The organism is Pseudomonas lalkuanensis (assembly GCF_008807375.1).
Lineage (GTDB): Bacteria > Pseudomonadota > Gammaproteobacteria > Pseudomonadales > Pseudomonadaceae > Metapseudomonas > Metapseudomonas lalkuanensis.
Genome location: NZ_CP043311.1, coordinates 407,185 through 429,920 on the forward strand (window position 1 = coordinate 407,185; position 22,736 = coordinate 429,920).

A 22,736-nucleotide genomic window follows, 5' to 3' on the forward strand; every position below is an offset into this window, starting at 1 on the left:
TACCGGAGTTGCCCCGTGGCTATCAGCGTGTTCGACCTGTTCAAGATCGGTATCGGCCCTTCCAGCTCGCACACCGTGGGGCCGATGCGGGCGGCGGCGCTGTTCGCCACGGCGCTGCGCGAGCGCGGCCTGCTGGCGCAGGTGAAACGGGTGGAAGTACGCCTGTATGGCTCGCTGTCGGCCACCGGCGTTGGCCACGGCACCGACCGCGCCACCCTGGTGGGGCTGATGGGTGAATGGCCGGACCAGGTCGACCCGAAACAGATCGCCCCGCGCATCGAGGCGCTGAAGGCATCCCGCGAACTGCTGCTGGACGGCAGCCACCCGGTGGCCTTCGACTGGCAGCGCGACCTGCTGCTGCTGGAAGAGAACCTGCCGTATCACCCCAACGCCATGACCCTGATGGTCGAAGGCGAAGGCGGTGAACTGCATCGCGACACCTACTACTCCATCGGTGGTGGCTTCGTTGTCGACGAGGCCCAGGCGAAGTCCGGGCAACTGGATCAGGACGCCACCGAACTGCCTTACGACTTCTCCAGTGCCCAAGAGCTGCTGGAACTCTGCCAGCGCCACGACCTGCGCATCTCCGAACTGATGCTGGCCAACGAGAAGGCCTGGCGCAGCGAGGCGGAGATCCGTGCCGGGCTGCTGAAGCTGTGGGACGCCATGCAGGAATGCGTACGCAACGGTCTGGGCGAGGAAGGCATCCTTCCCGGCGGGCTCAACGTGCGTCGTCGTGCGGCCAAGCTGCACCGCAGCCTGCAGGAGCTGGGCAAGCCGAACGTGATCGGCTCGACCATGAGCGCCATGGAGTGGGTGAATCTCTACGCCCTGGCGGTGAACGAGGAGAACGCCGCCGGCGGGCGCATGGTCACCGCCCCGACCAATGGCGCGGCGGGGATCATCCCGGCGGTGCTGCACTACTACATGCGCTTCAATCCCGAGGCGACCGACGACGACGTGGTGCATTTCTTCCTCGGCGCCGCCGCCGTCGGCATCCTGTGCAAGAAGAACGCTTCGATCTCCGGTGCCGAAGTCGGCTGCCAGGGTGAAGTCGGCTCGGCCTGCGCCATGGCCGCCGCCGGGCTGGCGGAAGTGCTGGGGGCCACCCCGGCGCAGCTGGAGAACGCCGCCGAGATCGGCCTTGAACACAACCTTGGACTCACCTGCGACCCGGTGGGCGGCCTGGTGCAGGTGCCGTGCATCGAGCGCAACGCAATTGCCGCGGTGAAGGCGATCAACGCGGCGCAGATGGCGCTGCGTGGCGACGGCGAACACTTCATCTCGCTGGACCGGGTGATCCGCACCATGCGCGACACCGGCGCCGACATGCACGACAAGTACAAGGAAACCTCGCGCGGTGGCCTGGCGGTCAGCGCCATCGAGTGCTGATCTCGACCATGGGCGGCCGCCGCCGCCCAATGCTGGTGCACGATGCGGCGGGGCGGTTATGACCTGGCAGTCAGGTTATGAATATTCCGTCTGTTACTGAAGGTGTTGTCCTATGGCACGGGGTGACATTCGCTGACACCGCCAGTGCTACCTAAGTCCCCAGGGCCCGCCGGATGCGGCCTCTTGCGGTCGTAAACAGAATGATTCTGTCGCTGACGCCTAGGCCGGATGGCATGGGCCTTGGAGGAATCTGCTGTTTTTAATTGAACGATCAATAAAACTAGGCACGACCTTTGCCTAGATTTGGTATTCCCTGGTTCTGACGACCAGGCCATAACAAAAAAGCCTCTGAACGAGGCTCCGCTCCGTGCCTAGCTGAGGGTTTCGCTGATGTCACAGTTCAACCAAGGGGCTCAACCCCAGAACCGTGTTCCCCAGTCCATCGGTTTCCTGCTGCTGGATAACTTCACCCTGATTTCCCTGGCATCCGCGGTCGAGCCGCTGCGCATGGCCAACCATCTCTCCGGCCGCGAACTCTATCGCTGGTACACGCTCAGCCAGGACGCTCGCCCGGTCAGCGCCAGCGACGGCCTGCAAATCACCCCCGACAGCGGCCTGGACAACGCGCCGGCGCTGGACGCCGTGATCGTCTGCGGCGGCGTCGACATCCAGCACAGCGTCAGCCGTGAACACGTGCAATGGCTGCAGTCCCAGTCCCGCCAGGGCCGTCAGTTGGGCGCCGTGTGCACCGGCAGCTGGGCGCTGGCCAAGGCCGGCCTGCTCGACGGTTTCGAATGCAGCGTGCACTGGGAGTGCCTGGCGGCCATGCAGGAGGCCTTCCCGCGCGCCGGCATCAGCACCCGCCTGTTCTCCATCGACCGCAATCGCAACACCTCCTCCGGCGGCACCGCGCCGATGGACATGATGCTGCACCTGATCGCCCGTGAGCACGGTCGCGAACTGGCCGCCGCCATCTCCGAGATGTTCATCTACGAGCGCATCCGCAACGAGCAGGACCACCAGCGCGTGCCGCTCAAGCACATGCTCGGCACCAACCAGCCGAAGCTGCAGGAAATCGTGGCGCTGATGGAAGCCAACCTGGAGGAGCCCATCGACCTCGACGAACTGGCCTGCTATGTCGACGTTTCGCGCCGCCAGCTGGAGCGCCTGTTCCAGAAATACCTGCACTGCTCGCCGTCGCGTTACTACCTGAAGCTGCGCCTGATCCGCGCACGCCAGCTGCTGAAGCAGACCGCCATGTCCATCATCGAGGTGGCGTCGGTGTGCGGCTTCGTTTCCACCCCGCACTTCTCCAAGTGCTACCGCGAGTATTTCGGCATTCCGCCGCGTGACGAGCGTGCCGGCCAGAACGCCAACGTGGTGGCCTTGATGCCGGTGCCGGACGAGCTGGTGCGCAACGCGCCGTCCACCGCCGGCGTAGCCCTGACCCGCGCCCAGGGCGAGTCCACCTTCGCCAGCGTGCGGGTGGTGTGAAGTTGCGGGCCTGTGGGAGCGATTTCAATCGCGAATGAATTCGCTCCCACAAAGAGGCACACCCCAAGAGACAGAAAAAGGGCGCCAATGGCGCCCTTTTCGTTCATGGGTTTCAGCTGTCAGCGCGGTACCAGCGCTGGCAGCAGGGTGCGTGAAATGGCTTCGCGCACGTTCGGCAGCAGGGTGGCGCTGCCGCCCAGCAGCTCTTCCACCAGACGCCGCAGGGCCAGTGCGCGCTCCGGGCTGAGGCCGCTCACGGCCTGTTCGCAGGCCTGCTCGGCGCTGACCCCCGGCGGGATGCTGATACCCAGCGCCACCAGGCGCTCACGAAAGTCTTCCTGGTCGATCAGATCGGCATGCATCATCGCGCTATTCCTCCGCATCGGGTGCTGCGCGGTCAGCGCAGCACACCTTCTTCCAGCAACAGTTTGAAGATAGCTTCGGCGCCCGCCTGCGGCGAGACGTCCTTGAGTACCTGGCCGCCACCGCCGGATGCCTTGGCGGTCGCCGCCTTCATCCGTTCGGCGCCGGTCTTGGCCTTGATCACCTTGAGCCGCTTGGGCCGTGGGCGAGCCGGTTGCAACTGGGCCTCGGCGAACAATACATCCTCCACCAGCTCCACGTCTTCGGCTTCGATGCGCCCGCGTCGGGCAGGGCCGAAGGCGCTCTGGCGGGCCGTGGGCGCGGCGTTGTCGACGCAGGCGACGAAGGGCAGGCGCACCTTCAACCGGCGGCGCTGGCCGCGTGGCAGGGCCTGCAGGACCTGGGCCACGCCGTTGTCCACCTTTTCCACCTCGGCCAGGCCCACCACCAGTGGCCAGCCCAGGCGTTCGGCCAGCAGGTAGGGCAGCATGCCCGAACCTTCGCCGGTTTCCGCCTGGCTGCCGGTGAGCACCAGCTGGGCGCCGCTTTCGCGGAGGAAGTCGCCCAGCGGGGGCAGGGCGTCGTCCTGCGGGCCCTGTTCAAGGACGATCAGTTCATCCAGGCCCATGCCCAGGTAGGCGCGCAGGGCTTCTTCCCGGGGATTGCCGGCATGCACCACGCGCAGGCGCGGGCCGGCCAGGCGCAGGCCGAGTTCGACGGCGCGGGCATCCTGGTCGGCGCGGCGCGCGCGGCCCGAGGTGGGGTGCGCGCCGATGGAAACCAGGCTGACGATCTTCAGTGCGTCATGCGGCATCGCGTGCCCCTCCCTGACGGTATTCGGTGGCCAGCTGGATCAACGCCGCGAGAATGGCGCCGGAGTCGCCGATCACCGAGAGATCGGCGCGCTTGATCATGTCGCAGCCCGGGTCCATGTTCACCGCCACTACCTTGTCGCAAGCGCCGATGCCTTGCAGGTGCTGGATCGCGCCGGAGATGCCCACCGCGAGGTAGACGCGCGCAGTGACCCAGGTACCCGTCGCGCCCACCTGGCGGTTGCGCGGCATGAAGCCGTCGTCCACCGCCACGCGGGAAGCACCTTCGGTGGCGCCGAGGGCGCCGGCCGCTTCGTGGAACAGTGCCCAGTCCTTCACCCCGTTGCCGCCAGAGAGGATGAACTCCGCTTCGGCCATGGGGATTTGCGCCGGGTCCACGGCCACCGGACCGAGGTCCTCGATGCGCGGCAGGCTGTGGGCGATGCCGGCTGCCAGCTCCAGGGCACGGGCTTCGTGACGGGTCTCGCTGACCGGCTCGGCGCATTCGGCGGCGGCCAGGATCAGGCGCGGCACCTGGCGTACCAGGTCCTCGCGGCCTGCACCGGCACGACCTGTGGCCTGTTCATTGGCGACCTGCCAGACGCGTGTGGCCGGGCGTTCGCCCAGCTTCGCGGCCAGGCGGCGGCCCAGTTCGCCACCACCGGTGCGGCTGTCGGGCAGCAGCCAGTGGCGCGGTGCCAGCTGGCTTTCCACCGCGCTCAGGGCCAGCACGCGAGCTTCTGGCGAGTAGCCTTCGAACTCGTCCCCTGCGATGCGCAGGATGCGGTCCACGCCCGCGGTATCGAAGGCGGATTCCTTGTCTTCGCCGAAGAGCACGGCGACCACCGCGCCTTCACTGCCGGCCAGCTTGTTGGCCAGGCCCAGGAGGTCCTTGTCGTGGCTGGAGAGACGGCCGCCGACCATGTCCGGCACCACGCAGATGTGGAAGGCCGGTTGTTCGATCACGTGCAGGGGCAGCTGCACCACTTCGCTGGCCGCGCTGCGCTTGCCAGCGGTGCCCTGCTGGGCACCGCTGCGGTCGATACGCTTGATGCCGTTGGGGCCGACGAAGCCCGCTGCCGCGGCGTGGGGATTCTTGCGGATCAGGCCGTTGGGGCCCATCCAGCTCGTCTGCCCCTGGGTCTGCATGGCGGCATGCAGCGGGTGCAGGCGGTTGCGGGCGATCCACTCGGCGCGCGGGTCGCGGCGGATGATGTCGCTCATGGGCGGGCCTCCAGCATGCTTTTGGTAGGAGCGAACTTGCTTGCGAAGGAGATGACGTCGGCGCAGTGCCGGTTGGCGAGCAAGCTCGCTCCGACACCTGCAGCCAGTGCTGTGCGTACCATCACGCCACCTCCACGGCAGCTTTAGCCGCCGACGGCTTTTTTGCTTCCACCGGCACCTCGATCAGCACATCCGCCACCAGTTCGGCGATGTCCTTGATCTCCGGGCGCGGGGCGACCACGCCTTCGAGCATTGCGGTGCACTGCGGGCAGCCCACGGCCACGAGCTCCGCGCCGGTTTCCTTGATGTCCACCATGCGCATGTCGGGAATCCGCTGCTTGCCGGGGATGTCGGTGATCGGCGCGCCGCCGCCGCCGCCACAGCAACGGGAGCGGAAGCCCGAACGCTGCATTTCCTTCACTTCGATGCCGATGGCCTTGAGCACGGCGCGCGGGGCTTCGTACTCGCCGTTGTAGCGGCCCAGGTAGCACGGGTCGTGGTAGGTCACGCTGCCGCCCTTGTGCTGGCCCAGATTCAGGCTGCCGCGCTGCATCAGTTCGTTGATGTAGGTGCTATGGTGCAGGACTTCGTAATGGCCGCCCAGGGCGCCGTACTCGTTCTTCAGCACGTGGAAGCTGTGCGGGTCGCAGCTGACGATGCGCTTGAACTTGTACTGGTTGAGGGTGGCGATGTTGCGCTTGGCCAGGGTCTGGAAGGTGGCTTCGTCACCCAGGCGGCGGGCCACGTCGCCACTGTCGCGTTCTTCCAGGCCGAGTACGGCGAAGTCGACGTTGGCGGCTTTCAGGACTTTGACGAAGGCGCGCAGGGTGCGCTGGTTGCGCATGTCGAAGGCACCATCGCCGACCCAGAACAGCACTTCGGCCTGCTTTTTCTCGCTCATCAGCGGCAGGTTCAGGTCCGCCGCCCAGTTCAGGCGCCCGCCGGGTGCGAAACCGCCGGGGTTGTCGGTGGCGATCAGGTTTTCCAGCACCTCGGCCCCCTTGTTCGGGGTGGAGCCCTTCTCCAGGGTCAGGTGGCGACGCATGTCGACGATGGCGTCGACGTGCTCGATCATCATCGGGCATTCCTCGACGCAGGCACGGCAGGTGGTGCAGGACCACAGGGTGTCCGCTTCCACCAGGCCCTTGCCGCCCTGGACCACGATCGGCTGGTGCGGGCCGCCGGCGTGCTCGCCCAGCGGGATGCCCGGATAGGGGCTGCCGGCGAACTTGGCGTCGTCGCCACCGGCCAGGCCGATGACCATGTCCTGGATCAGCTTCTTCGGATTCAGCGGCTGGCCGGCGGCGAACGCCGGGCACACGGCCTCGCACTTGCCGCACTGCACGCAGGCGTCGAAGCCGAGCAGCTGGTTCCAGGTGAAATCAGTGGGTTTCTCCACGCCCAGCGGGGCGTTGGGATCTTCCAGGTCCAGTGCCTTGAGGCCGGTGGAGCGGCCACCGCCGAAGCGCTCGGCGCGGCGGTGCCAGGCCAGGTGCAGGGCGCCGGCGAAGGCGTGCTTCATCGGGCCGCCCCAGGTCATGCCGAGGAACAGCTCGGACACGCCCCAGGCCACGCCAATGGCGAGGATGCCGGCGAGGAACCAGCCGCCGAAGCCTTCCGGCAGGATGCCGGCCGCCGGCAGGGTGGCGATGAAGAAGCTCGCCGCGAACATCAGCAGGCTCTTCGGCAGGCGCATCCACGGGCCCTTGGACAGGCGGGACGGCGGATCGAGACGGCGCTTGGCGACGAAGAGGGCGCCAACGAACATCAGCACGGTGGCGGCCAGCAGGGCGAAGCCGAGGATCCGGCTGTGCAGGCCGAAGCCGTGCACCGCGATCGCCAGCACGGCCGACAGCACGAAGCCACCGGCGGTGGCCACGTGGGTCTTGGACATGTACTTGTCGCGCTCGACCACATGGTGCAGGTCCACCAGGTAGCGGCGCGGCATCTTCATCAGGCCGCCGATCCAGTCGACCTTGGAGGGTCGGCCCCGGCGCCACATGAAGAAGCGCTTCGCGGCGCCCAGCACGGCAAGGCCGAGGGCGGCGAAGAGCAGGATGGGAAGAAGGGTGTTCAGCATTCTAGTTGGTCTCCTTGCAGGGACCGAAAGGGGTGCTCCGAACCAGTCCCCTCTCCCTGAGGGAGAGGGTTAGGGAGAGGGGAGTGCCGAAAACGCAGGGGTCGCCGGCTTGCCCTCTCCCCCCGCCCTCTCCCGCGAGCGGGAGAGGGGGCCGTCCGTGTGTGCGCTTAGAAGTCCTTGCACAGACGCAGGGCGTCGTAGATCGCCGCGTGGGTGTTGCGCTGGGCCACGCAGTCGCCGATGCGGAACAGCAGGTAGCCGTCGCCGGGCTGGCTCAGGCAGGGCTGCGGCTTGATGGCGAACAGCGCCTCGACATCGATCTGGCCCTTGTTGCGCGAACCGTCCTTGAGCGCGTAGTACAGGCCCTCGTCCGGGCGCACGCCGTTCTCGATGACGATCTGGTCCACCACGCGCTCCTCGCGGGCGCCGGTGTATTCGTTCTCCAGCACCGCCACGACCTTGTCACCCTCGCGGTAGACCTTTTCCAGCATCAGGTCGCCGGTCATGATCACTTCCTTCGGGTACATGCTGCGGTAGTAGGTCGGGAAGGTGGTGCCGCCCATGGCGATGCCCGGCTTGATGTCGTCGGTGACGATTTCAACCTGGGCGCCCTTGTCGGCGAGGAAGTCCGCCGCCGACATGCCGCCGAATTCGCAGATGGTGTCGTACACCAGCACGTTCTTGCCCGGCGCCACGGTGCCGTCCAGTACGTCCCAGCTGCTCACCACCAGGCCTTCGGCCGCGCCCCAGTGCTCGTTCTGCTCCAGGAACGGATGGCCGCCGTTGGCCAGGACGACGATGTCCGGCTTGAGGTCGAGGATGGCTTCCGGGTTGGCCGCGGTGCCCAGGCGCAGGTCCACACCGAGGCGGGCGATTTCCAGCTGGTACCAGCGGGTGATGCCGGCGATCTGGTCACGCTGCGGCGCCTTGGCGGCGATGGTGATCTGGCCGCCGAGCTGGTCCTTTTTCTCGAACAGGGTCACGTCGTGGCCGCGTTCGGCCGCCACGCGGGCCGCCTCCATACCGGCGGGGCCACCGCCGACGATCACCACCTTGCGCTTGGGCCCGGTGGTTTTCTCGATGATGTGCGGCACGCCCATGTATTCACGGGAGGTGGCGGCGTTCTGGATGCAGAGTACGTCCAGGCCCTGGTACTGGCGGTCGATGCAGTAGTTGGCGCCGACGCACTGCTTGATCTGGTCCACCTGGCCCATCTTGATCTTGGCGATCAGGTGCGGGTCGGCGATGTGGGCGCGGGTCATGCCCACCATGTCCACGTAGCCGCCTTCCAGGATACGGGTGGCCTGGTTCGGGTCCTTGATGTTCTGCGCGTGCAGTACCGGAACGTTGACCACTTCCTTGATGCCGGCCGCCAGGTGCAGGAAGGGCTCCGGCGGGAAGCTCATGTTGGGGATCACGTTGGCCAGGGTGTTGTGGGTGTCGCAACCCGAGCCGACCACGCCGATGAAGTCGATCATGCCGGTGTCGCTGTAGTACTTGGCGATCTGCTTCATGTCCTCGTGGGACAGGCCGTCCGGGTGGAATTCGTCGCCGCAGATACGCATGCCGACGCAGAAGTCGTCGCCCACTTCGGCGCGCACGGCTTTCAGCACTTCGAGGCCGAACTTCATGCGGCCCTCGAAGGTGCCACCCCATTCGTCGGTACGCTTGTTGACGCGCGGGCTCCAGAACTGGTCGATCATGTGCTGGTGCACGGCGGACAGCTCGACGCCGTCCAGGCCGCCTTCCTTCGCCCGGCGCGCGGCCTGGGCGTAGTTGCCGATCACGCGCCAGATCTCTTCCACCTCGATGGTCTTGCAGGTGGCGCGGTGCACGGGCTCGCGGATGCCCGACGGCGACATCAGCGTCGGCCAGTTGTAGCCGTCCCAGCGGGAGCGGCGGCCCATGTGGGTAATCTGGATCATGATCTTGGCGCCGTGCTTGTGCATGGCGTCGGCCAGATTCTGGAAGTGCGGGATGATGCGGTCGGTGGAGAGGTTCACCGAGCTCCACCACTGCTGCGGGCTGTCGATGGCTACCACGGACGAGCCGCCGCAGATGGCCAGGCCGATACCGCCCTTGGCCTTCTCCTCGTAGTACTTCACGTAGCGCTCGGTGGTCATGCCGCCGTCGGTGGCGTAGACCTCGGCGTGAGCGGTGGAGAGCACACGGTTGCGGATGGTGAGTTTGCCGATCTGGATCGGCTGGAACATAGCTTCGAATGCCATTGCCCTATCTCCGATCTCTTATTCGTTGATGGGTTTGACGATGAACAGGCCGTCGTCGTGGCCTTCTTCCGAGCCGCTGTACACCTGCTCGGCGACAGTGCGGACGCTGCTGCCGCGGGCCTGGAGAATCTGGTCCATGGCGCCGGCGAACCAGCCGGTGAACATGTAATCGACCTTGCGACCCACCTTGCCGTACACGTACACGAATGCGGAGTGCTTCAGGCGGACCTGGGCGGTGCCCTTGTCGAGGTCGATGGACTCGATCTGGAACAGGCCCCAACCGCGCTGGGACAGGCGCTTCATGTAGTGCTCGAACACCGCGACGCCTTCCAGTCCGTGGCATTCGGCTTCCTTCTCGCACCAGTGCCAGGCGGATTTGTAGCCGGCCTTGTAGAGGATTTCGGCGTAGCGCTCCGGGCCCAGCTCGGCTTCGATGCCCATGTGGTTGTTCACGAAGAAGTGACGGGGCACGTACAGCATCGGCAGGGCGTCGGTGGTCCAGACACCGGTTTCGCTGTCGACTTCGATGGGCATTTCAGGGGCGTGTTTGGCCATGTTGTTTTAGCTCCGGAATTCGATTTGGGCCCGGCTGCGGGCTTCATTAACCCCCTCTCCCTCTGGGAGAGGGTTGGGGTGAGGGTTTGAGGGGGGCGAGCGGGATTCGACATCCCTCACCCCCCGGCCCCTCTCCCAGAGGGAGAGGGGAGAAGAGCGATCACTCGCCCCAGACGTCCTTCAGTACGCGTACCCAGTTCTCGCCCATCACCTTGCGCACCACGCGCTCGGGCATGCCGCGCTTGAGCAGGGTTTCGGTGAGGTTGGGGAACTCGCCCACGGTGCGGATGCCCAGCGGGTTGACGATCTTCCCGAAGTTGGTCAGGCGGCGGGCGTAACCCTTGTCGTGGGTCAGCCACTCGAAGAACTCCTTGCCATGGCCCTGGGTGAAGTCGGTACCGATGCCGATGGCGTCTTCGCCGACGATGTTCATCACGTACTCGATGGCTTCGGCGTAGTCGTCGATCGTCGAATCGATGCCCTTGGCCAGGAAGGGGGCGAACATGGTCACGCCGACGAAGCCGCCGTGGTCGGCGATGAACTTCAGCTCTTCATCGGACTTGTTGCGCGGGTGTTCTTTCAGGCCGGACGGCAGGCAGTGGGAGTAGCAGACCGGCTTCCTGGATTCGAGGATGACTTCTTCGGAAGTCTTGGAACCCACGTGGGACAGGTCGCACATGATGCCGACGCGGTTCATCTCGGCGACGATCTCGCGACCGAAGCCGGAAAGGCCGCCGTCACGCTCGTAGCAGCCGGTGCCGACCAGGTTCTGGGTGTTGTAGCACATCTGCACGATGCCCACGCCCAACTGCTTGAAGACCTCGACATAGCCGATCTGGTCCTCGAACGCATGGGCGTTCTGGAAGCCGTAGAGGATGCCGGTCTTGCCCTGCTCCTTGGCCTTGCGGATGTCGGCGGTGGTGCGCACCGGGATCACCAGGTCACTGTTCTCGCGGATCAGCTTGTTGCTCGCGGTGATGTTGTTCACCGTCGCCTGGAAACCCTCCCACACCGACACGGTGCAGTTGGCGGCGGTCAGGCCACCCTTGCGCATGTCTTCGAAGAGTTCACGGTTCCACTTGGCGATGATCAGACCGTCGATGACGATGCTGTCGGCGTGCAGTTCGGCTGGGCTCATCAGGCTGTCCCCTGTTATGCATGCGCCGAATCTTCTGCCGGCGCTTTGGGGGGAGCATATCCCCGGGGAATCCGGCGCTATCGCGCAAAAGCGACCGGGGTATTGCCGAAAGCGTCAAGCCGGTCGCGAATGGGCAAGCGGGGTTCGGAACTGCCCATCTGGCGGGTCTTGCACGGGCCTGCGGGAGCGAACTCATTCGCGAATGGGACGCACAGCGGCCTGTGTCTGGGCGCAGGCAGGACTGCGTCCTGCAATCGCGATTGAAATCGCTCCCACAATCAATGGCTCTTTGTTGTCTCGGCAAACCACAGGTCCGCCTGTCACCAGGGGCTTCGCCAACCACCTATAAAGGAAGGTAGGGAGCGCTCCGCCGGCCGGCGTCGGTTTCAGAATGCGCAGGGTCGCTGGGGTGAAATTTCCGAATGACGGGGATGGCAAGCTCCCCGAATGTCCCGGACGAGCGCGCGTAGATGTGCCTCGGGGCGCTGGGACGGCCACCACAGGCCACGCTCCGTGACGTGGTGAGTGAGCCGCAGCCGAGACCTCCGGACGATGAACGGCACTGCCCTGTCGTCCGCGAAGCAGAGGAACGCTGTATGCCTGATGAGACGCTTCACCTGCCTCTGATCCATAGCGTGCTGGAGCGCGAGAAGGACACCCCCGGTGCCCTGCTGCCGATCCTCCACGCCATCCAGGAAGGCGCCGGGTACATCCCCGACGTCGCCATTCCCGAAATCGCCCACGCCCTGAACCTCAGCCTGGCCGAGGTGCGCGGCGTGATCAGCTTCTACCACGACTTCCGCACCACCCCGCCGGCACGCCATACCCTGCGCCTCTGCCGCGCCGAGTCCTGCCAGAGCAGGGGCGCCGAACAACTGGCCGCGCAACTGCGCGAAGAGCTGGACCTGGACGACCACGGCACCAGCGCCGATGGGCAGATCAGCCTGCGGCCTGTTTATTGCCTGGGCGCCTGCGCCTGCTCGCCGGCCCTGGAGCTGGATGGCCGCCTGCATGCGCGACTGACCCCTGAGCGCCTGAGCGCGCTGGTTAAGGGCTGCCTGGAGGACGGTTCATGCTGACGCTGTGCATCCCCTGTGATTCCGTCGCCCGCGCCGTCGGCGCCGACGACCTGGCCACGGCCCTCGCCCGCGAAGCGGGGCAACGCAAGCTGCCGCTGGAAATCAAACGCACCAGTTCCCGTGGCCTCTACTGGCTGGAACCGTTGCTGGAGCTGGAAAGCGCCGAAGGTCGCCTGGGTTTCGGCCCGGTTGCGCCGGAGGACGTGCCCTCCCTGCTGGACGCCCTGCAAGGCGATGCCAGCAGCCATCCGCTGGCCCTGGGGCCGGTGGAGGAGCTGCCCTACCTGAAGAGCCAGCAACGCCTGCTCTTCGCCCGCGCCGGCATCACCCGGCCGCTGTCCCTGGACGACTATCGTGCCCACGGCGGCTTCGAAGGGCTGGCCCGCGCGATTGGTTTGAGCGGCGATGACATCGTCACCGCCGTGCTGGATTCCGGCCTGCGTGGCCGGGGCGGCGCGGCCTTCCCGGCAGGCATCAAGTGGCGCACCGTGCGCGGCGCCGCCGCCGCGCAGAAGTACGTGGTGTGCAACGCCGATGAAGGCGACTCCGGCACCTTCGCCGACCGCATGCTGATGGAAGGCGACCCCTTCCTGCTGATCGAGGGCATGGCCATCGCCGGCCTCGCCGTCGGCGCCACCCTGGGCTACATCTACGTGCGCTCGGAGTACCCCCAGTCGGTGGACAACCTGCGCGCGGCCATCGGAATCGCCCGTGAGGCCGGTTACCTCGGCGCCAACGTCGGTGGCAGTGGCCGGGCTTTCGACCTCGACGTACGTGTCGGCGCCGGAGCCTATATCTGCGGCGAGGAAACCGCCCTGCTGGATTCGCTGGAAGGCAAGCGCGGCGTGGTCCGGGCCAAGCCGCCGCTGCCGGCGCTGCAAGGCCTGTTCGGCCTGCCGACGCTGGTGCACAACGTACTCACCCTGGCCTCGGTGCCGGTCATCCTGGCCCGTGGCGCGCAGTTCTACCGCGATTTCGGCATGGGCCGCTCGCTGGGCACCATGCCCTTCCAGCTCGCCGGCAATATCCGCCATGGCGGACTGGTGGAACGTGCCTTCGGCTTGACCCTGCGCGAGCTGGTGGAAGGCTACGGTGGTGGCACCGCCAGTGGCCGGCCGCTGAAGGCCGCCCAGGTGGGTGGTCCGCTGGGAGCCTGGGTGCCGCCATCGCAATTCGATACGCCGCTGGATTACGAGGCCTTCGCCGCCATGGGCGCGATGCTCGGCCACGGCGGCGTGGTGGTCGCCGATGACACCCTGGACATGGCCCACATGGCCCGCTTCGCCCTGCAGTTCTGCGCAGAGGAATCCTGCGGCAAGTGCACACCCTGCCGCATCGGCTCGACCCGTGGCGTGGAAGTGGTGGATCGCCTCATCGCCGCTACCGATATCACCGCCCGCGAGGAGCAGGCGCTGCTGCTCAAGGACCTCTGCGACACCATGACGTATGGCTCGCTCTGCGCCCTGGGTGGCATGACTGCCTTCCCGGTGACCAGCGCCCTCAAGCATTTCCCCGCCGACTTCGGTCTGGAGACCTCGGAGGCCGACCAATGATCACTATCTTCGACCCCGCCAGCGACATCGATCTCGGCACACCGGCCCGCGAAAGCGACGTGCAGGTCAGCCTGACCATCGACGGCCGCGAGATCAGCGTGCCCGCCGGCACCTCGGTGATGCGCGCCGCGGCGCTGCTCGGCACCACCATTCCCAAACTCTGCGCCACCGACAGCCTGGAAGCCTTCGGTTCCTGCCGCATGTGCCTGGTGGAAATCGACGGCATGCGCGGCTATCCGGCCTCCTGCACCACGCCGGTGACCGAAGGCATGGTGGTTCACACCCAGACGCCCAAGCTTGCCACCCTGCGGCGCAACGTCATGGAGCTGTACATCTCCGACCACCCGCTGGACTGCCTGACCTGCTCGGCCAACGGCAATTGCGAGCTGCAGACCGTCGCCGGCCAGGTGGGCCTGCGCGAGGTGCGCTACGGCTACGACGGAGCCAACCACCTGGATGAGCAGAAAGACGTCTCCAACCCCTACTTCGAATACGACCCGAGCAAGTGCATCGTCTGCAACCGCTGCGTACGCGCCTGTGAGGAAACCCAGGGCACCTTCGCCCTGACCATCAGCGGACGCGGCTTCGAATCCCGCGTAGCGGCGGCCGGTGGCGAGAACTTCCTCGACTCCGAATGCGTATCCTGCGGCGCCTGCGTGCAGGCCTGCCCGACCGCCACCCTGATGGAAAAGAGCGTCGTGGAGATGGGCCAGCCGGAGCGCAGCGTCATCACCACCTGCGCTTATTGCGGCGTGGGCTGCTCCTTCCGTGCCGAGATGAAGGGCGACCAGCTGGTGCGCATGGTCCCGGACAAGAACGGCCAGGCCAACCACGGCCACTCCTGCGTCAAGGGCCGCTTCGCCTGGGGCTACGCCACCCACCCGGACCGCATCACCAAGCCGATGATCCGCAAGCACATCAACGATCCCTGGCAGGAAGTCAGCTGGGAAGAAGCGGTGAACTACGCGGCCGGGGAATTCCGTCGCATCCAGCTCAAGTACGGGCGTGATTCCATCGGCGGTATCACCTCCAGCCGCTGCACCAACGAAGAGACCTACCTGGTGCAGAAGCTGGTACGCGCCGGCTTCGGCAACAACAACGTCGATACCTGCGCGCGGGTCTGCCATTCGCCGACCGGTTACGGCCTCAAGCAGACCCTGGGCGAGTCCGCCGGCACCCAGAGCTTCGACTCGGTGATGCAGGCCGATGTGGTGCTGGTGATCGGCGCCAACCCCACCGACGCCCACCCGGTGTTCGGCTCCCAGCTCAAGCGCCGCCTGCGCGAGGGCGCGCGGTTGATCGTCATCGACCCGCGCCGTATCGACCTGGTGGACTCGCCCCACGCCCGCGCCGAACTGCACCTGGCGCTGCGTCCGGGCACCAACGTGGCCATGCTCAACGCCCTGGCCCATGTGATCGTCACTGAAGGTCTGGTCAACCAGCCGTTCGTCGACGCCCGCTGCGAAGCGACTGACTTCGCCCGCTGGCGCGATTTCGTCAGCAAACCGGAAAACTCCCCCGAAGCCATGGGGCCGATCTGCGGCGTGTCGCCCGACGACATCCGTGCCGCCGCACGGCTCTATGCCACCGGCGGCAACGCGGCCATCTACTACGGACTGGGCGTGACTGAACACAGCCAGGGCAGCACCTCGGTCATGGGGATCGCCAACCTCGCCATGGCGACCGGCAACATCGGCCGCGAGGGCGTCGGAGTGAATCCGCTGCGCGGGCAGAACAACGTGCAAGGCTCCTGCGACATGGGCTCCTTCCCCCACGAGCTGCCCGGTTATCGCCACGTGTCCAACGACGCGGTGCGCCACCAGTTCGAACAGGCCTGGGGCGTGACCCTGCAGCCCGATCCCGGCCTGCGCATTCCCAATATGTTCGAGGCGGCGCTCGGCGGCACCTTCAAGGCGCTCTACTGCCAGGGCGAGGACATCGCCCAGAGCGACCCCAACACCCAGCACGTCACCGCCGCCCTGTCGGCCATGGAGTGCGTGGTGGTGCAGGACATCTTCCTCAACGAGACCGCCAAGTTCGCCCACGTCTTCCTGCCGGGCAGTTCCTTCCTGGAGAAGGACGGCACCTTCACCAACGCCGAGCGGCGCATCTCCCGCGTGCGCAAGGTGATGGACCCGCTGGGCGGCAAGGCCGACTGGGAAGCGACCCAGCTGCTGGCCAACGCCCTCGGCTACAAGATGGACTACAAGCACCCGTCCCAGATCATGGACGAGATCGCCAGCCTGACTCCCACCTTCACCCGCGTCAGCTATGCCGAGCTGGATCGTCACGGCAGCCTGCAATGGCCCTGCAACGACGCCGCGCCGGATGGCACCCCGACCATGCACATCGAGGAATTCGTGCGCGGCAAGGGGCGCTTCATGCTCACCGGCTACGTGCCCACCGACGAGAAGGTCAATAGCCGCTATCCGCTGTTGCTGACCACCGGCCGCATCCTCAGCCAGTACAACGTCGGCGCCCAGACCCGGCGCACCGACAACGTCGCCTGGCATGAAGAGGACCGCCTGGAGATTCACCCCACCGACGCCGAAAGCCGTGGCATCCGTGAAGGTGACTGGGTCGGCGTGGGCAGTCGCGCCGGCCAGACGGTGCTGCGTGCCAAGGTCAGCGAACGGGTGGCGCCGGGGGTGGTGTACACCACCTTCCACTTCCCCGAATCGGGGGCCAACGTGATCACCACCGACAACTCCGACTGGGCCACCAACTGCCCGGAATACAAGGTGACGGCGGTGGAGGTGACGCGGGTCTACCAGCCCTCCGAATGGCAGAAACGCTATCAAGAGTTCAGTGACGAACAGCGGCGCCTGCTCAAGGATCGCCGCAGGACCGAAAAAGTCGAGGTACGCCGATGAGCACCGACAACCTGATCAAGATGGCCAACCAGATCGCCCAGTTCTTCGCCTCCGAACCGGACAAGGAGCAAGCGGTGAAAGGGGTGCGTACGCACCTGCAGAGCTTCTGGACACCGGCCATGCGCATCGAACTGATGGCCTGGCAGGTGGAGCACCATGGCGAATGTCTGCACCCCCTGGTGCAGCAGGCCCTGGCGGAGCAGGGGAGGGCTGTGTAGCCCACCGTGGGGGCTTTTCTCTCTTGTGGGGGCGATTTCATTCGCCAAGGGCAGCACAGCTGCCCCTTACAAGGCTTCAGGGCAGACCTGCGGCCTGCTCGGCGAATGAATTCGCCCCTACAACAAGCCATTGCCCGTACAAGTGCACAAGCGCTCGGCTGAGCTTTGTGGTAGCGATTTCAATCGCGATTGCAGGCCGAAGGCCTGCCTCAGGCGCGTACCTTGGGCCGCTAAGCGGCTTTTCGCGAATGAATTCGCTCCCACAGGTTCTTGGTTCACCCTATCTGGCGAGCAGTTCCTGATCCGGATGCTCATGCCGGTCCTGGCTCGGGCAGGTGGCGAAGCGTGCGCGGTAGGCACGGGAGAAATAAGACGACGATTCGAAACCGCAGGCCAGGGCGACTTCCAGAATGCTCATTCCGGTCTGGCGCAACAGCTGGCGGGCCTTGTCCAGGCGCAGGCCGAGGTAGAAGTTCGACGGCGTCTCCTTCAGGTGAAGACGGAACAGGCGCTCCAGCTGGCGCGGGGTGACGCTTACCTTCTCGGCCAGCTCTCGGGAGCTCAGGGGCGATTCGCTGTGTCGCTCCATTTCGCCGATCACCTGCACCACCTTCTTGTTATGCACGTGGAAGCGGCTGGCGATCTGCATGCGCTGATGGTCTTGCTGGGTGCGGATGCGGCCCAGCACGAACTGCTCTGACACCTGGAGTGCCAGGGCCTCGCCGTGGCTGCGGGCGATCAGGGTGAGCATCAGGTCGAGGCTGGCGGTTCCCCCGGCGCTGGTAATCCGCTTGCCGTCGATCTCGAACAGTTCCTGGGTGGCGTTCAGCGCCGGGTAGCGTTCGTGGAAGGCTTCCAGGGCTTCCCAGTGCAGGGTCAGGCGTTGACGGCTGAACAGTTCGGCCTCGGCCAGGACGAAGCTGCCAGTGTCGATCCCCCCCAGCAGCAGGCCGTCGCGTTCGGCACGATTGAGCCAGTGGGCCAGGCGCGGGCCGAAGCTGGCGAGCGGCTCGAAACCGGCCACCACGAACAGGCAGTCGCCTTCGGGCGCTGAGTCCAGCCCGCCGTCCACGTTCAACGACATGGCATTGCTCCCCGGCACCGGGCCGCCGTCCAGGCTCAGCAGTCGCCAGCGGTAGAGCTCACCACGAAAGCGATTGGCCACCCGCAGGGGCTCGACCGCCGACATCAGGCCGATCATGGAAAAACCCGGCAGCAGGAGGAAGCTGAAGGTCTGGGGCATGGCCGCTTTCCGCGAAGGGGATAAGGCACTAAAAAACACTACGCAGCCGGGTGCAAGAAAGGTAGTCGTTCCTGTTCAACAGGTAGTCGTTTTAGTTCGATTTGCGGGATTGGGCGCTGAGTAATTTGTCTCCATCGGGTTGTAGTGGCGCCCGAAAACGGATGGAGTCGCCGGTCATTCCGGACCCCCGGCTCCTGCACAACAAATACAAACCGTATGGCCGCAAGGGGAGCATCAATGAAACGTCTCACCGCATTCGCTGGTTGCTGTCTGTTCGCCCTCTCCACCACCGCCGCATTCGCCGCCGAAGACGCCAGTTGCCAGAAAATCCGCGTAGGCGTGGTCGGCTGGACCGATGTAGTCGCCACCACCGCCGTCGCCAACGAACTGCTCGGTAGCCTGGGGTACCAGACCACCCAGACCCAGGCTTCGCAGCAGATCATTTTCGCCGGCATCCAGAAGAAGCAGATCGATGTCTTCCTCGGCTACTGGAAGCCGATCATGGACGACAACATCAAGCCGTTCCTGGCTTCCAAGTCGGTGAAAGTCGCCGCCGAGCCCTCGCTGAACGACGCCATCGCCGTGCTCGCTGTGCCCACCTACACCGCCGAACAGGGCCTGCGCACTTTCGCCGACATCGCGAAGTTCAAGGACCAGCTGGACGGCAAGATCTACGGCATCGAATCCGGCTCCGGTGCCAATACCGCGATCCAGAAGATGATCGACACCAACCAGTTCGGCCTGGGTGGCTTCAAGCTGATCGAGTCCAGCGAGGCGGCCATGCTCACCGCGGTCAAGCGTGCGGTGAAGAACAACAAGCCGGTGGTGTTCTTCGGCTGGAAACCGCACCCGATGAACATCCAGATGCCTATCACCTACCTCACCGGCAGTGAGGATGTGTTCGGCCCCAACGATGGCGCCGCCACCGTCTCCACCGTCACCGCGCCGGACTTCGCCCAGCGCTGCCCCAACGCTGATCGCCTGCTGGCCAACCTGCGCTTTACCAGCGACCAGGAAGCCCAGCTGATGCAGCCGATCATGGACCGCGAGGACCCGGCCAAGGTCGCCCGCCAGTGGCTCAAGGCCAATCCGGAAGTGGTCAAGGGCTGGCTCGCCGGGGTCACCACCTTCGACGGCAAGAACGGCGTCGAAAGCGCCTTCGCCTCGCTGAAGTAAATCAACGCAACGCCCAGTGCGCGGATTGCCCCGCGCACGGTTTCCGATCGCCTCGCAGAAGGATGAAACAACCGTGAACTACGAAGTCATCGTCACCTGTGCCGTCACCGGCGCCGGCGATACCGTCGGCAAGCACCCGGCCATTCCCGTCACTCCGAAGGAAATCGCCGCCGCTGCCATCGAAGCCGCCAAGGCCGGCGCCACCGTCGCCCACTGCCATGTGCGCGATCCGAAAACCGGCAAGCCGAGCCGTGATGTGGCCCTGTACCGTGAAGTGGTGGAGCGCATCCGCGAAAGCGATACCGACATCATCATCAACCTCACCGCTGGCATGGGGGGTGACCTGGAAATCGGCAAGGGTGAGCAGCCCCTGGAATTCGGCACCGGCACCGACCTGGTGGGGCCGCTGGAGCGCCTGGCTCATGTGGAAGAACTGCTGCCGGAAATCTGCACACTGGACTGCGGCACCCTGAACTTCGGCGATGGCGACTTCATCTACGTCTCCACCCCGGCGCAACTGCGCGCCGGCGCCAAGCGCATCACCGAGCTCGGCGTTAAGGCCGAGCTGGAAATCTTCGACACCGGCCATCTGTGGTTCGCCAAGCAGATGCTCAAGGAAGGCCTGCTGGAAGACCCGCTGATCCAGATCTGCCTGGGCATCCCGTGGGGCGCGCCGGCCGATACCACCACCATGAAGGCCATGGCCGACAACCTGCCGCCGGGCATCACCTGGGCAGGCTTCGGTATCGGCCGCTCGCAGATGCCGATGGTGGCTCAGGCCATGCTGCTGGGCGGCAACGTGCGGGTGGGGCTGGAAGACAACATCTGGCTCGACCGTGGTGTGCACGCCAGCAACGGTCAACTGGTGGAGCGAGCCATCGAGATCATCGAACGCCTCGGCGGTCGCGCCCTGAGCCCGGCAGAGGGCCGCAAGAAGATGAACCTCAAGCCCAGAGGCTGAGCCCGTTTTTCTCTCCTCTCCCCCTGGGAGAGGGGTCGGGGGTGAGGGAAGCCGGAATTCACCCGGGCCTCCCTGACTCGCCCTTCATTCGCCCATCAGGAGCCACCATGTCCTTCGTTACCCAGATCAAGACCTTCGCCGCCCTCGGTAGCGGCGTCATCGGCAGCGGCTGGATCGCCCGCGCCCTGGCCCACGGCCTCGATGTCATCGCCTGGGACCCGGCACCCGGCGCCGAAGCCGCCTTGCGTGCGCGTATCGCCAATGCCTGGCCGGCGCTGCAGAAGCAGGGCCTGGCCCCCGGCGCGTCCCAGGACCGCCTGCGCTTCGTCGCGACCATCGAAGAGTGCGTGCGGGATGCCGACTTCATCCAGGAAAGCGCGCCGGAACGCCTCGACCTCAAGCTCGACCTGCACGCGAAGATCAGTGCGGCGGCGCGCCCGGATGTGATCATCGGCTCCAGCACTTCGGGCCTCTTGCCCAGCGAGTTCTACGCCGACGCCGTGCACCCTGAACGCTGCGTGGTCGGCCACCCCTTCAACCCGGTCTACCTGCTGCCACTGGTGGAAGTGGTGGGCGGCGAGAAGACCGCGCCTGAGGCTGTGCAGGCCGCCATCGAGATCTACACCGCGCTGGGCATGCGTCCGCTGCATGTGCGCAAGGAAGTGCCAGGCTTCATTGCCGACCGCCTGCTCGAGGCGCTCTGGCGCGAGGCGCTGCACCTGGTCAACGACGGGGTGGCCAGTACCGGCGAGATCGATGACGCCATCCGTTTCGGTGCCGGTCTGCGCTGGTCCTTCATGGGCACCTTCCTGACCTACACCCTGGCGGGCGGCAATGCCGGCATGCGCCACTTCATGGCCCAGTTCGGCCCGGCGCTGCAATTGCCCTGGACCTACCTGCCGGCACCGGAATTGACCGATACCCTGATCGACCGGGTAGTGGAAGGCACCTCCGAGCAGCAGGGTTCACGTAGCATTGCCGAGCTGGAACGCTACCGTGACGACTGCCTGCTGGCGGTACTCGGCGCCATCAAGGAAACCAAGGCCAGCCACGGCTTCGCCTTCGCCGAATGACCTTGTCGTTGGGCCTCGCTTCGACCGCTGCCAGCCTGCCTGATGCCCTGTAGGTTGGCGCTGAACCAGCGAAGCCCAACATTTCTTATCGGAGCCCTTCATGCCCATTGCGTTGACCACCTACCGCACTGCCGTCCTTCCCGACTGGGTGGACTACAACGGCCATCTGCGGGACGCGTTCTACCTGCTGATCTTCAGCTACGCCACCGATGCCCTGATGGACGAGATCGGCCTCGATGAGGGCGGTCGTGCCGAAACCGGCCACACGCTGTTCACCCTGGAATGCCACCTCAAGTACCTGGCGGAAGTGAAGCTGGGCGCTGAAGTGGAAGTGCGCACCCAACTGCTCGCCCACGACGCCAAGCGGCTGCATATCCACCATGGGCTTTACCTGGCGGGCGGGGAGGAATTGCTGGCGGCCAGCGAGCAGATGTTGATGAACGTGGATGCCGAGACGTCGCGTTCGGCGGCCTTTGCCTTGTCGGTGGGTGAGAAGGTCGAGGCGATTGCGGCAGCTCATCGCGAGCTGCCGCGGCCACGTCACGTAGGGTGTGTGATCGGTTTGCCGCCGCCTCGCTGAGGCTGCGGCTTCCGGAAGGGCATGATGCTCAGGGAGTGGGCACCACGTAGCGGCGGGCGAAGTCGATCAGGTCGACCTGGTTGCGGGTCTTGAGCTTGTCCATCAGGCGGGACTTGTAAGTGCTGACAGTCTTGTGACTGATGAACAGTTGCTTGGCGATTTCCTGGTTGTTCTTGCCATTGGCCAGGTTCTGCAGGACTGCCAGTTCCCGGTCGGAGAGGCTGTCCAGCAGGTGGTTGTCGCTGCATTGTCCTGGCTGCGAGGCGTCCGGCAGGTGCACCGTGCTGGGGAACAGGCTGTAGCCGGAGAGCACCGAACGCACGGCGGAGATCAGGCTGAACGCCTGCTCCTGCTTGGACAGGTAGCCCGTGGCGCCGGCCTGCAGGCAGCGGTTGGCGTAGAGCGAGGCCGGCAGCGAGGTGAGCACCAGCAACTTCACGTTGGCGTCCATGGCGCTGAGTCGCCCCAGGACTTCGAGGCCGTCGAGTTTGGGAATGGCGATGTCCAGGATGACCAGATCGGGCCGCAGCGACCGGGCCATGCTGAGGCCTTCGACGCCGCTTTCCGTTTCGCCGACGACCTCGTAGTCCTCGCGTTCCAGCAGTACGCGAGTGGCAAAGCGGAGCATGGGCTGGTTGTCAATCAGCAATACCTTGTTCATCCGTCGGTTCTCCTCGTCAGGCTTCCCAATGAA

The 22,736-nt window shown here is 65.7% G+C and carries 19 protein-coding genes; 10 read left to right on the plus strand and 9 right to left on the minus strand.

Going from position 1 to position 22,736, the window contains the following annotated elements:
- Window positions 1-15 precede the first annotated feature (15 nt).
- Together FXN65_RS01910 and gbdR are read left to right on the plus strand one after the other, a co-directional pair.
- On the plus strand, window positions 16-1,392 hold the full coding sequence (locus FXN65_RS01910) for an L-serine ammonia-lyase (protein ID WP_151131405.1): 1,377 nt from the start codon (window positions 16-18) through the stop codon (window positions 1,390-1,392).
- Between the two features lie 390 nt (window positions 1,393-1,782).
- The gene (gene gbdR, locus FXN65_RS01915) at window positions 1,783-2,886 is read left to right on the plus strand and encodes a choline metabolism transcriptional regulator GbdR (protein WP_151131406.1); all 1,104 of its coding nucleotides are present in this window, start codon (window positions 1,783-1,785) and stop codon (window positions 2,884-2,886) included.
- 119 nt (window positions 2,887-3,005) lie between these two features.
- Here gbdR and FXN65_RS01920 read toward each other — a convergent pair whose 3' ends face one another.
- The 7 genes from FXN65_RS01920 to FXN65_RS01950 form a co-directional block, all read right to left on the minus strand.
- The gene (locus FXN65_RS01920) at window positions 3,006-3,251 is read right to left on the minus strand and encodes a hypothetical protein (protein ID WP_077520421.1); all 246 of its coding nucleotides are present in this window, start codon (window positions 3,249-3,251) and stop codon (window positions 3,006-3,008) included.
- A 32-nt stretch (window positions 3,252-3,283) separates the two neighbouring features.
- Window positions 3,284-4,063: an electron transfer flavoprotein subunit beta gene (etfB, locus tag FXN65_RS01925; RefSeq protein ID WP_151131407.1), complete on the minus strand. Its 780-nt coding sequence runs from the start codon at window positions 4,061-4,063 to the stop codon at window positions 3,284-3,286.
- Complete coding sequence (etfA, locus tag FXN65_RS01930) at window positions 4,053-5,285, minus strand: electron transfer flavoprotein subunit alpha (protein WP_151131408.1); 1,233 nt, start codon at window positions 5,283-5,285, stop codon at window positions 4,053-4,055. Before etfA ends, etfB begins: the two co-directional genes overlap by 11 nt.
- A gap of 121 nt (window positions 5,286-5,406) precedes the next feature.
- Window positions 5,407-7,365, minus strand: coding sequence for a dimethylglycine demethylation protein DgcB (dgcB, locus tag FXN65_RS01935; protein ID WP_151131409.1), 1,959 nt, complete (start codon window positions 7,363-7,365; stop codon window positions 5,407-5,409).
- 167 nt (window positions 7,366-7,532) lie between these two features.
- Window positions 7,533-9,593, minus strand: a complete 2,061-nt coding sequence (dgcA, locus tag FXN65_RS01940; protein ID WP_151131410.1) for a dimethylglycine demethylation protein DgcA — start codon at window positions 9,591-9,593, stop codon at window positions 7,533-7,535.
- A gap of 18 nt (window positions 9,594-9,611) precedes the next feature.
- Window positions 9,612-10,148 carry a 4-vinyl reductase gene (locus FXN65_RS01945; protein ID WP_151131411.1) on the minus strand — a complete coding sequence of 179 codons (537 nt, stop codon included), beginning with the start codon at window positions 10,146-10,148 and terminating at the stop codon, window positions 9,612-9,614.
- A gap of 160 nt (window positions 10,149-10,308) precedes the next feature.
- The gene (locus tag FXN65_RS01950) at window positions 10,309-11,286 is read right to left on the minus strand and encodes a dipeptidase (RefSeq protein ID WP_151131412.1); all 978 of its coding nucleotides are present in this window, start codon (window positions 11,284-11,286) and stop codon (window positions 10,309-10,311) included.
- Window positions 11,287-11,882: 596 nt separating this feature from the next.
- Between FXN65_RS01950 and FXN65_RS01960 the strand changes: the two genes are divergently transcribed.
- The 4 genes from FXN65_RS01960 to FXN65_RS01975 are packed head-to-tail and all read left to right on the plus strand — an operon-like array spanning window position 11,883 to window position 17,009.
- The gene (locus FXN65_RS01960) at window positions 11,883-12,365 is read left to right on the plus strand and encodes a formate dehydrogenase subunit gamma (protein ID WP_151131414.1); all 483 of its coding nucleotides are present in this window, start codon (window positions 11,883-11,885) and stop codon (window positions 12,363-12,365) included.
- Entirely contained in the window at window positions 12,359-13,918 is a 1,560-nt protein-coding gene (locus FXN65_RS01965; protein ID WP_151131415.1) for a formate dehydrogenase beta subunit, read from the plus strand. Before FXN65_RS01960 ends, FXN65_RS01965 begins: the two co-directional genes overlap by 7 nt.
- A complete protein-coding gene (gene fdhF / locus FXN65_RS01970; RefSeq protein ID WP_151131416.1) occupies window positions 13,915-16,791 on the plus strand; it encodes a formate dehydrogenase subunit alpha in 2,877 nt (958 codons plus the stop codon). The genes FXN65_RS01965 and fdhF overlap by 4 nt, the downstream gene beginning before the upstream one ends.
- Window positions 16,788-17,009, plus strand: coding sequence for a formate dehydrogenase subunit delta (locus FXN65_RS01975; protein ID WP_077520446.1), 222 nt, complete (start codon window positions 16,788-16,790; stop codon window positions 17,007-17,009). The genes fdhF and FXN65_RS01975 overlap by 4 nt, the downstream gene beginning before the upstream one ends.
- Window positions 17,010-17,289: 280 nt before the next feature.
- On the opposite strand, the gene FXN65_RS01980 is transcribed toward FXN65_RS01975, so the two are convergent.
- Window positions 17,290-18,252: a GlxA family transcriptional regulator gene (locus tag FXN65_RS01980; protein ID WP_151131417.1), complete on the minus strand. Its 963-nt coding sequence runs from the start codon at window positions 18,250-18,252 to the stop codon at window positions 17,290-17,292.
- Between the two features lie 237 nt (window positions 18,253-18,489).
- On the opposite strand from FXN65_RS01980, the gene choX reads away from it, so the two are divergent.
- The 4 genes from choX (at window position 18,490) to FXN65_RS02000 (ending at window position 22,042) form a co-directional block, all read left to right on the plus strand.
- On the plus strand, window positions 18,490-19,428 hold the full coding sequence (choX, locus tag FXN65_RS01985; protein WP_151131418.1) for a choline ABC transporter substrate-binding protein: 939 nt from the start codon (window positions 18,490-18,492) through the stop codon (window positions 19,426-19,428).
- A 73-nt stretch (window positions 19,429-19,501) separates the two neighbouring features.
- On the plus strand, window positions 19,502-20,389 hold the full coding sequence (locus tag FXN65_RS01990; RefSeq protein WP_151131419.1) for a BKACE family enzyme: 888 nt from the start codon (window positions 19,502-19,504) through the stop codon (window positions 20,387-20,389).
- A 107-nt stretch (window positions 20,390-20,496) separates the two neighbouring features.
- Window positions 20,497-21,462, plus strand: coding sequence for an L-carnitine dehydrogenase (locus tag FXN65_RS01995; RefSeq protein WP_151131420.1), 966 nt, complete (start codon window positions 20,497-20,499; stop codon window positions 21,460-21,462).
- A 100-nt stretch (window positions 21,463-21,562) separates the two neighbouring features.
- A complete protein-coding gene (locus FXN65_RS02000; RefSeq protein ID WP_178119261.1) occupies window positions 21,563-22,042 on the plus strand; it encodes a thioesterase family protein in 480 nt (159 codons plus the stop codon).
- A gap of 28 nt (window positions 22,043-22,070) precedes the next feature.
- On the opposite strand, the gene FXN65_RS02005 is transcribed toward FXN65_RS02000, so the two are convergent.
- Complete coding sequence (locus FXN65_RS02005; RefSeq protein ID WP_151131421.1) at window positions 22,071-22,703, minus strand: response regulator transcription factor; 633 nt, start codon at window positions 22,701-22,703, stop codon at window positions 22,071-22,073.
- Between the last annotated feature and the right edge of the window lie 33 nt (window positions 22,704-22,736).